The sequence below is a fragment of the Kocuria himachalensis genome (assembly GCF_054784195.1).
Genome location: NZ_BAAGPL010000009.1, coordinates 188,240 through 197,404 on the forward strand (window position 1 = coordinate 188,240; position 9,165 = coordinate 197,404).

General features: G+C 71.2%; 7 protein-coding genes. 6 read left to right on the forward strand and 1 reads right to left on the reverse strand.

From position 1 onward, the window contains the following. Positions 1-239: 239 nt before the first annotated feature. The 3 genes from ACYVM4_RS07680 (at position 240) to ACYVM4_RS07690 (ending at position 4,501) form a co-directional block, all read left to right on the forward strand. Positions 240-1,703, forward strand: coding sequence for an APC family permease (locus ACYVM4_RS07680; protein ID WP_368821487.1), 1,464 nt, complete (start codon positions 240-242; stop codon positions 1,701-1,703). A gap of 49 nt (positions 1,704-1,752) precedes the next feature. After that, positions 1,753-2,142, forward strand: a complete 390-nt coding sequence (locus ACYVM4_RS07685) for a universal stress protein (protein WP_368821486.1) — start codon at positions 1,753-1,755, stop codon at positions 2,140-2,142. Between the two features lie 127 nt (positions 2,143-2,269). Beyond that, entirely contained in the window at positions 2,270-4,501 is a 2,232-nt protein-coding gene (locus tag ACYVM4_RS07690; protein WP_460668147.1) for an MMPL family transporter, read from the forward strand. A gap of 144 nt (positions 4,502-4,645) precedes the next feature. Here ACYVM4_RS07690 and ACYVM4_RS07695 read toward each other — a convergent pair whose 3' ends face one another. Next, positions 4,646-5,479, reverse strand: a complete 834-nt coding sequence (locus tag ACYVM4_RS07695; RefSeq protein ID WP_460668148.1) for a phosphatase PAP2 family protein — start codon at positions 5,477-5,479, stop codon at positions 4,646-4,648. Positions 5,480-5,905: 426 nt separating this feature from the next. Between ACYVM4_RS07695 and ACYVM4_RS07700 the strand changes: the two genes are divergently transcribed. The 3 genes from ACYVM4_RS07700 (at position 5,906) to ACYVM4_RS07710 (ending at position 9,162) form a co-directional block, all read left to right on the forward strand. Continuing rightward, complete coding sequence (locus ACYVM4_RS07700) at positions 5,906-6,238, forward strand: glutaredoxin domain-containing protein (RefSeq protein ID WP_460668149.1); 333 nt, start codon at positions 5,906-5,908, stop codon at positions 6,236-6,238. Between the two features lie 123 nt (positions 6,239-6,361). Beyond that, on the forward strand, positions 6,362-7,558 hold the full coding sequence (locus tag ACYVM4_RS07705; RefSeq protein ID WP_460668150.1) for an ROK family transcriptional regulator: 1,197 nt from the start codon (positions 6,362-6,364) through the stop codon (positions 7,556-7,558). Between the two features lie 188 nt (positions 7,559-7,746). Further along, on the forward strand, positions 7,747-9,162 hold the full coding sequence (locus ACYVM4_RS07710; protein ID WP_368821481.1) for a sugar porter family MFS transporter: 1,416 nt from the start codon (positions 7,747-7,749) through the stop codon (positions 9,160-9,162). The last annotated feature ends 3 nt before the right edge of the window (positions 9,163-9,165 follow it).

Below are 9,165 nucleotides of genomic sequence, written 5' to 3' on the forward strand. Positions count from 1 at the left end.
CCGTCACCGCCGCGGCCAGCGCCGGGGTCGACGGGCCGCCGGCCATGGGGGCCCCCAGGAACGGGAGGCGGAGGTCGGTCAGCCGGAAGCGGGCCCCTGTGCTCGTCATGGTCCCAGGCTAGGAACACGGGGGGTCCCCCGCCACCACCTGCGCCGGGCGCGGGACGTGGCATAGGCTGTGGCCACGATCACCGTCCGCCCGGGGTCCGCAGCCCGTCACCACCGATTCGAGGCATCCGATGGCCCAGTCCGCCGACTCCAAGACCCGGTCCCGTCCGCAGCCGGAGCTCAAGCGCGTGATGGGCCCCGGCCTGCTCCTGCTGTTCATCGTGGGCGACATCCTCGGCACCGGCGTGTACGCCCTCACCGGCAACATCGCCGGCGAGATCGGCGGCGCCGCGTGGGCCCCCATCCTCGTGGCGTTCGTGGTGGCCACCATCACGGCGTTCTCCTACCTCGAGCTCGTGACCAAGTACCCCGGCGCCTCGGGCGCCGCGCTGTACACGCACAAGGCCTTCGGCATCCACTTCATCACCTTCCTGGTGACCTTCGCGGTGCTCAGCTCGGGTCTCACCTCCGCCTCGACGGCGGCCTCGGCCGTGGCCTCGAACTTCGCCCGCGGCTTCGGCCTCGAGGTGGACACCACGACCATCACCGTGATCGCCGTGATCTTCATCGCGATCCTCGCCGTCATCAACATCCGCGGCGTCACCGAGGGCCTCGCGTTCAACGTGGTCCTGACCTCCATCGAGCTCACCGGCCTGCTCATCGTCATCCTCGTGGGGTTCTGGGCGTCCTTCCAGGGCCGGGCCGACTTCAGCCAGACCATGATCTTCGAGACCTCCGAGGACAAGGGCATCTTCCTGGCCCTCACCGCGGTGACCTCGCTCGCGTTCTTCTCCTTCGTGGGCTTCGAGGACTCCGTCAACATGGTCGAGGAGACCAAGGACCCCAGCCGCGACTTCCCGCGCGTGATGCTCTTCGGCCTCGGCCTGACGGGCGCCGTCTACATCCTGGTCTCGATCTTCACCGTGGCGGTCGTGCCCATCGGCGTGCTCGGCGAGTCCACCACGCCGCTGCTGGACATGGTCCGGATCGGCGCCCCCAACATCCCCATCGACGCGATCTACCCGTTCCTGACGATCTTCGCCGTGGCCAACACCGCCCTGATCAACATGCTCATGGCCTCCCGGCTGCTCTACGGCATGGCCCGTCAGGGCGTGCTGCCGGACTTCCTGGGCCACGTCCTGCACGGCCGGCGCACCCCCTGGTCGGCCATCGTGTTCACGACCCTCCTGGCGATGGGCCTGATCGTCGTCATCAACAACATCCTCGGCAGCGGCACGGCGAGCGCCCTCGGCGGCACCACCGCCCTCCTCCTCCTGGGTGTGTTCACCATCGTCAACATCGCGGCGATCATCCTGCGCAAGGACCACAGCCCCACCCACGACTACTTCCACGCCCCCCGGGTGCTGCCCTATCTGGGCGCGGTCACCTGCGCCTACCTCGTGGGGCCGTGGGCGCAGGACGTCATCGAGTACCAGATCGCCGTGGTCCTGCTGCTGATCGGGGTGGGCCTGTGGATCCTCAACTTCCTCTACGACCGCCTGTTCCTCGGCCGCAAGGTGCGGTTCGAGCACCCGGAGGCCCTCGCCCGCATGGAGGACGAGCCCGGGGACCAGGACCCGCACCGCGGACCCTGACCCGGCGGTCCCCCGCCCCCCCTGCCGCGCCGCTACCCGAGGAGAACCCGTGACCGTCGTCGTCGGATACATGCCCACCGCCCCCGGACACGCGGCCCTGGACGCCGCCATCTCGGAGGCCGAGCGCCGCGGCACGGACCTGGTGGTGGTGCAGCCTCGGCCCAAGCGCCACCAGCCGCCGGAGATCGACGCGGACATCGACGTGGAGCAGCAGAAGCTCGCCCGCTCCGGGGTGCGCTACGAGCTGCGCGAGCCCGACCACGACAGCGACCCGGCCGACGTCATCCTCGACACCGCCCGTGACCGCGAAGCCGAGCTCATCGTGCTGGGCATCCGGCGGCGCTCGCCGGTGGGCAAGATCATCATGGCGAGCACGGCACAGCGCGTGCTGCTCGAGAGCCCCTGCCCGGTGCTGTGCGTCAAGGCCGTCTACGACTGAACCCGGGATTTTATTTCTGTTTTCGAAATATTAGTCTGGTCCCAGACCCCGTCGCCTCCGGTCCCGCGCCGGGGTCCGTCGGTCCCCGCGGCTCCGACCTGATCCTGCCGCACCTGAAAGGCCAGCCATGACCACCCCGGCCCCCGCCACCTCCCGCCCTGCCCCCTGGGCGGAGACCCCCGAGCTTCCACGAGGACCCCGCTGGGCGGGACTGCTGCGGATCCTGCTGCCGGCGCTGCTGATCGTCGGGTGGCTCACGGTGGCAGGCGTGGGCGGGCCGTACTTCGGGAAGATCTCCGAGGTCTCCACCAACGACCAGTCCAGCTTCCTGCCCGAGTCCACCGAGTCCACGCAGGTCACCCTGCTGCAGAGCGAGTTCCGGGACTCGGAGGCGATCCCCGCCATCGTCCTCCTCACCCGGGAGGGCGGGCTGAGCGCCGCCGACCGGGCGTGGGCCGAGGAGACCGTCGCGTCCGTGCAGGAGAGCGGTCTGGCCGAGGGGCAGACCTCGCCGCTGATCCCGTCCGAGGACGGAGAGGCCTTCCAGCTCGTCGTTCCCCTGCCCGACGGCGAGGTCGTCGACGACGTCGAGGCGCTCGCGGACCGGTTCGAGGCGGACCGGCCCGAGGGCCTGCAGAGCTACGTCACGGGTCCCGCCGGGTTCACGGCCGATCTCGTGGCCGGTTTCGAGGGCATCGACGGGCTCCTGCTGGGTGTGGCGCTGGCCGTGGTCTTCGTGATCCTCCTCGTGGTCTACCGGTCCCCCGTGCTGCCCGTCCTGGTGCTGCTGACCTCGGTCTTCGCCCTCAGCGCCGCCATCCTGGTCGTGTACTGGCTGGCGGCCAACGAGCTCGTGACCATCAGCGGCCAGGTGCAGGGCATCCTGTTCATCCTCGTGGTCGGCGCCGCCACCGACTACTCGCTGCTGTACACGGCCCGCTACCGGGACGCGCTGCTGCACCACCGGCGACGGGCGGAGGCCACCCGCGCGGCCCTCAAGGGCTCGGTCGAGCCGGTCGTCGCCTCCGGCGCCACCGTCATCGCGGGTCTGCTCTGCCTGCTGCTCTCCGACCTCGCTTCGAACAAGGCGCTGGGCCCGGTGGCCTCCGTCGGCATCGTCATGTCCGTCCTGGCGGCCCTGACCTTCCTTCCCGCCGTCCTCTACGCCACGGGACGGGGGGCCTTCTGGCCGTTCCGGCCCCGGTACGACGCCTCGGGCACGGAGCGCGTGCGCGTGCTGGAGCACGGGCCCGGCACCCGTCCGACCGTCGAGGGCCGGGGCGTGTGGGCCTCGGTGGCCCGGTTCGTGACCCGGGCGCCCCGGGCGATCTGGGTGGTGACCACGGTGGTGCTCCTCGCCCTCGCCGGGTTCAGCACCCAGTTCCAGGCCTCGGGCGTGGAGCAGAGCGAGCTCGTGCTCGGCGAGTCCCAGGCCCGGGACGGCCAGGAGGCCCTCGCCCAGCACTTCCCCGGCGGCTCCGGCAGTCCCGCGGTCCTGCTGGTCCCGACCGGGTCCCTGGACGCCGCGGTCGAGGCGGTGGAGGGCACCGAGGGGGTCGCCGCCGTCGTCGCCGTCTCCGACGACTCGCCGTCCGGCACCCTGCCCCTCGGGGAGGACGCCGCCCCGCCGGCCGGGCCCTTCGCCGGGGCCGAACCGACCGAGGCGCAGGGTCTCTACCAGCTCCAGGCCACGCTGTCCGACGCCGCCGACTCCCCCGAGGCGGAGCAGACCGTGCGGGAGCTGCGCGAGAACCTGCGCGCGGCCGACGCAGAGATCCTCGTGGGCGGCACCACGGCGACGAACATCGACACCAACGAGACCTCGATCGCCGACCGCACGCTGATCATCCCGGTGATCCTCGTGGTCATCACCCTGATCCTCATGCTGCTGCTGCGCTCCGTCCTGGCGCCGGTGCTGCTGATCCTCACGACCGTGGTCTCCTTCTTCACGGCCCTGGGCGTCTCCGCCCTGGTGTTCAACAACGTCCTGGACCTGCCCGGCGCGGACCCCTCGGTCCCGCTCTTCGGCTTCGTCTTCCTCGTGGCCCTGGGCATCGACTACAACATCTTCCTGATGTCCCGGGTGCGGGAGGAGTCGCTGGTCCACGGCACCCGGGCGGGCATCCTCCGGGGGCTCACCCTCACCGGCGGGGTGATCACCTCGGCCGGCATCGTGCTCGCGGCCACGTTCGCGGCGCTGGCCGTCATCCCGATCATGTTCCTGGTGCAGCTGGCGTTCATCGTGGCGTTCGGCGTGCTCCTGGACGCGCTGATCGTCCGGTCGCTGCTGGTGCCGGCAGTGACCTACGACATCGGCCGGGCCATCTGGTGGCCCTTCCACCGGCGGATCGACGCCTGAGGCCCGGACGGGGGTGCCCGGAGCCACGGCTCCGGGCACCCCCGTCCGGCAGGACCTGGGAGATCTTCCGGGCCGGCTTCGTGCCGACCACCTGCTCCGGGGTCTTCCTGGCCCGTGATCTCCCCGGCCGGTGCGGGCAGCGCGTCAGGCGGCGTGCTGTCCCGCCCGCCGGGCGACGACCGGAATCCGTGCGGTGTCGGGGCGAGCCTCCGCCGCGGGGTGCTCCTCGGCGGCAGTGCCCTGTTCGACCTCGTGCCACGCCGCGTCCTCCTGCTGCCAGCCGAAGCCGTAGGCGAGCGCGGGCACGAGGTGGTTGGCGACACCGCAGCCCACGGCCAGGCCCGCCCACGCGACGGGGAACGAGGCGAGGACGTCGAGGGGATAGTGCACGCCCAGGTAGAGGCGGGACAGTCCGACGAGCACGGCCGTGCCCAGCCCCGCGACGAGGACGGCGGAGGCGAACCTGGACCGGCGCATCGCGAGGCAGAACGCCGCCGCGATGGCCAGGGCGGCTCCGGCGTGCCCGGAGGGGAAGGACGTGAGGCCCTCCACGAGGACGAGGGGCTCCGGGAAGGCCGTGCTGTCCGGCCGGGGACGGCCGACGGCGACCTTCACCATCCCGACCGCTGCCCAGCCGGAGAGCGCCGTGACCGCGAAACCGGCGGCGTCCCACGGGCGCCGGCGGGCGAGTGCGAGCCACGCGGTGAGAGCGGCGATGATCGCCAACGCCCCCGGCGTGGAGAACGCGTGGTGCAGGACGAGTGCCAGCGCGTCGAGGACGCCGAGGCGTGCCGCGTCGAGCCGGTGCAGGACCTCGAACTCCTGTGCCGCGACTCCCGGGGAGTACACCAGCAGCCGTCCCACGGTCGCCGTGGCCAGCACGACGATGAAGGGGACGACCACCCACTGGTGCAGCTGGGGGAGGGACCAGGTGGAGCGGGCCGGCCGGGGGGAAGAATGCTGCGCCGGAATTGCCATGTCCACCACCATGGCACACGCCACGTTCCGCGCATCCCCGGACGACCGGGTGGCAAGAGAGTTCGGGGAAAATTTCCCGAATCGGTACAGAGAATGACAATTCATGAAGCTCCGGGCCGGAAACAGCGCCCTGCACGCGCCTGTGTGACGTTCCGCGTCCCTCCCGGCCCCTTCCTCCCCCACTCATCTGGAAAAGGATGATTTTCCTTCACTGACCCGGAGTTTCACGTGGAACACCACAATGCGCAGGTAAAATCAACGTCTTCGGGCTGTGCAACGCGGAGAACGAGACTGTCGACGCAGTCCGCCGCCCTCGCGCCGTTCTCAGCCCCTGTCCCCTCAAGGGGGGACAACCCTTGACGATCGGCGGCCCGGCTAGACTGGGCCGCCACTTCCACCCCGCCGCCCGACCCGCGAGGAGCACCCGTGTTCAAAAAGGACCCGTCCCGCAGCAGCCGCCCGGCCCTCTCCCACGCCGAGGCCGTGCAGCACGTCGAGGAGGGCGGGGTGGCCATCTACTGGCGGCCCGGGTGCCCGTTCTGCGGCATGCTCGAGCGCGGACTGGGTCCGGACGCCGAGCGGGCCGCGTGGACCAACATCTGGGAGGACCGGGACGCCCTGGCGTTCGTCGAGTCCCTCAACGAGGGGAACGCCACGGTGCCCACCGTGGTGACCCGCACCGAGCACTTCGTCGCGGCCTCCCCCGCACAGGTCGCCGCCACCAAGGGGCTGATCGCCGAGGCCGGCAAGGCCCTCTGAGGCCTGCCGGGCAGGATTCCGGGACCGGACCCGCGGGAAGCGCCGAGGCACTTCCCCTGTCTTCGACCTGTGAACGCAGATTAGGATGACATTCCTGTTCACGTTCACCGGTGAAAGAGGACGATGATGTCCGAGTCCGTGGAGTCCCTTGTGCAACCCGGTTCGCAGACATCCCTGCGCAACGCCAACCAGCGGAGGGTGCTCGACACGGTGCGCCGCGACGGGCACCTCACCCAGGCCCAGATCTCCCGGCGCACCGCGCTGGCACCGTCGACGGTGTCCAGCATCGTGCACCAGCTGATCGACGCCGGGCTGCTCGTCATGGAGACGGACGGCGCCGGCCGCCGCGGTCAGCTCATCGGGTTCCGGGGGTCGGCCGGCCACGTGGTCGGCATCGACGTGGGACACCGCCACGTCACGGTGGCCGTCGCGGACCTGAACCAGAGGATCCACGCCCAGCGACGTCACGAGCTGCCCGACGGGCACCGCTTCGCCGAGGACCTCGAGCTGGTCGGCCGGACCCTCGACGCCCTGCTCCGGGACCACGGCACCCCCCGCTCCGGACTGCTCGCGGCGGGTCTCACCCTCCCGGCCCCCGTGGACCTCGACGGCCGGCTAGTCAGTGCGAGCGCGATCATGCCGGCCTGGAGCGGGATCGACCTGCGGGAGGAAGCCGGCCGCCGGCTCGGTCTGCCCGTCGTCGTCGAGAACGACGCCAACGCGGGCGCTCTCGGCGAGCACGCCTGGGGCGCCGGGCGCGGCACCCAGCACATGGCCTACCTCAAGATCGGCCACGGCGTGGGCGCGGGACTGATCCTCAACGGGTCCCTGTTCCGCGGCGCCACCGGGTCCGCCGGGGAGCTGGGCCACACGACCGTCGACGAGCACGGACGGGTGTGCCGGTGCGGAAACCGCGGGTGCCTCGAGACCTACGTGTCCTCCGGGGACCTCACGGGCCTGCTGGCCGCCACCCACGGCGCCGACCTGACCGTGCCCGACCTCGTGGCCGCGGCCCTCGCCGGCGACGTCGGCTGCGGGCGGGTCGTCGGGGACACCGGCCGCCTGCTCGGCACGGCGGTGGCCAATCTGTGCAACACCCTCAACCCGGAGCTCGTGGTCGTCGGCGGCGAGATCGCCCGGGCCGGCGAGCTGCTGCTCGGCCCGCTGCGCGAGGTCGTCTCCCGCCACGGGGTGCGCGGCAGCGTCCGGGAGCTGCGGATCGAGACCGCGCTGCTGGGCATCGAGGCCCACGTGGTGGGCGCCGTGATCCTCGCTCTGCAGCACGCGGAGCTGCCCGCCGGGGCGGTTCCGCGAGAATGACGCGCCGGACGACACCTGTCTTCGACTAATGGACATTCAGCGCCCTGAGTTTTAGTGTGGACCGCGTCACACGAACCCCTCGGCGTCGGCAGGTGCGTCCGCCCCGGGGTGCGGCGGCCGGCACGTCCTGAGCCCACGCCGTCTCCTCCACCAGCAGCCGATCTCTCCACCAGCAAGGGAGCTCTCCGATGAGCCAAGACGCCACGACCCCGACGGTCGCGGAGCACCCGAACACCTCGGCGGTCCTCCGGATCAGCATCATCGCCGCCTTCGGCGGCTTCCTCTTCGGTTACGACTCCGCCGTCATCAACGGCGCGGTCTCCGCCATCCAGGAGGAGTTCGGCGTCAGCGCGGGCCCCCTCGGCTTCGCCGTCGCCTCCGCCCTGCTCGGCGCAGCGGCCGGCGCCTTCTTCGGCGGGCGCATCGCCGACGCCGTAGGCCGCGTCCCCGTGATGAAGATCGCCGCGGTGCTCTTCCTCGCGAGCGCCCTGGGCTGCGGCCTGGTGGACTCCTTCGGCTGGTTCATCTTCTGGCGCGTGATCGGCGGCGTGGGCGTGGGCGTGGCCTCCGTCATCGCCCCGGCCTACATCGCGGAGATCGCCCCGGCCGCGGTGCGCGGCCGGCTGGGCTCGCTGCAGCAGATGGGCATCGTGCTCGGCATCTTCGTCTCCCTCGCGGTGGATGCCTGGCTCGCCGCCATGGCCGGGGGCTCCACGGAGGAGCTGTGGTGGGGACTCGACGCCTGGCGCTGGATGTTCCTCGCGATGACCGTTCCGGCGGTCCTCTACGGCATCGGCACCTTCTTCATCCCCGAGTCCCCCCGGTACCTCGTGGCGAACGGACGCGCCGACGACGCCCGGGCGGTGCTGGGGAACCTGCAGGGGGACGCCTCCGCGAAGGAGCGCGTGCGCCTCATCGAGCAGAGCCTGCACACCGAGCGCAAGCCGCGGATGTCCGACCTCCGGGGCCGGACCGCCGGCCTCAAGCCCATCGTCTGGGTCGGCATCGGCCTGGCCGCGCTGCAGCAGTTCGTCGGCATCAACGTGATCTTCTACTACTCGAACGTGCTGTGGCAGTCCGTGGGCTTCACCGAGTCCGACTCCTTCACCATCACCGTGATCACGTCCATCGTGAACGTGGTGGTCACCATCGTGGCGATCGCCCTCGTCGAGAAGGTCGGCCGCCGTCGGCTCCTGCTCGTCGGCTCGGCGGGCATGACCCTCTCCCTCGGCACCCTCGCCGTGCTGTTCGCCACCGCCAACGTGGTCGACGGTGCCCCGGTGCTCGGCCCGGCCGCCGGTCCGCTCGCCCTGGTGGCCGCCAACCTGTTCGTGGTCTTCTTCGGCGTCTCGTGGGGCCCCATGATGTGGGTCCTGCTGGGCGAGATGTTCCCGAACCAGATCCGCGGCGCCGCGCTGGCGGTGGCCGGGTTCGTGCAGTGGATCGCCAACTGGCTGGTCACCGTGACCTTCCCGGCCCTGGCCGACTTCTCGCTGGGCCTCGCGTACGGGCTCTACGCGTTCTTCGGACTCCTCTCGCTGATCTTCACGATCAAGATGGTCCGCGAGACCACCGGCATCGAGCTCGAGGACATGCAGGACTGAACG

What these genes read in the sequence shown, in the direction of transcription:
- ACYVM4_RS07680 (WP_368821487.1), top strand. Translation starts at nt 240, where the DNA reads ATGGCCCAGTCCGCCGACTCCAAGACCCGGTCCCGTCCGCAGCCGGAG.
- ACYVM4_RS07690 (WP_460668147.1), top strand. Translation starts at nt 2,270, where the DNA reads ATGACCACCCCGGCCCCCGCCACCTCCCGCCCTGCCCCCTGGGCGGAG.
- ACYVM4_RS07695 (WP_460668148.1), bottom strand. Translation starts at nt 5,479, where the DNA reads ATGGCAATTCCGGCGCAGCATTCTTCCCCCCGGCCGGCCCGCTCCACC.
- ACYVM4_RS07705 (WP_460668150.1), top strand. Translation starts at nt 6,362, where the DNA reads ATGATGTCCGAGTCCGTGGAGTCCCTTGTGCAACCCGGTTCGCAGACA.
- ACYVM4_RS07710 (WP_368821481.1), top strand. Translation starts at nt 7,747, where the DNA reads ATGAGCCAAGACGCCACGACCCCGACGGTCGCGGAGCACCCGAACACC.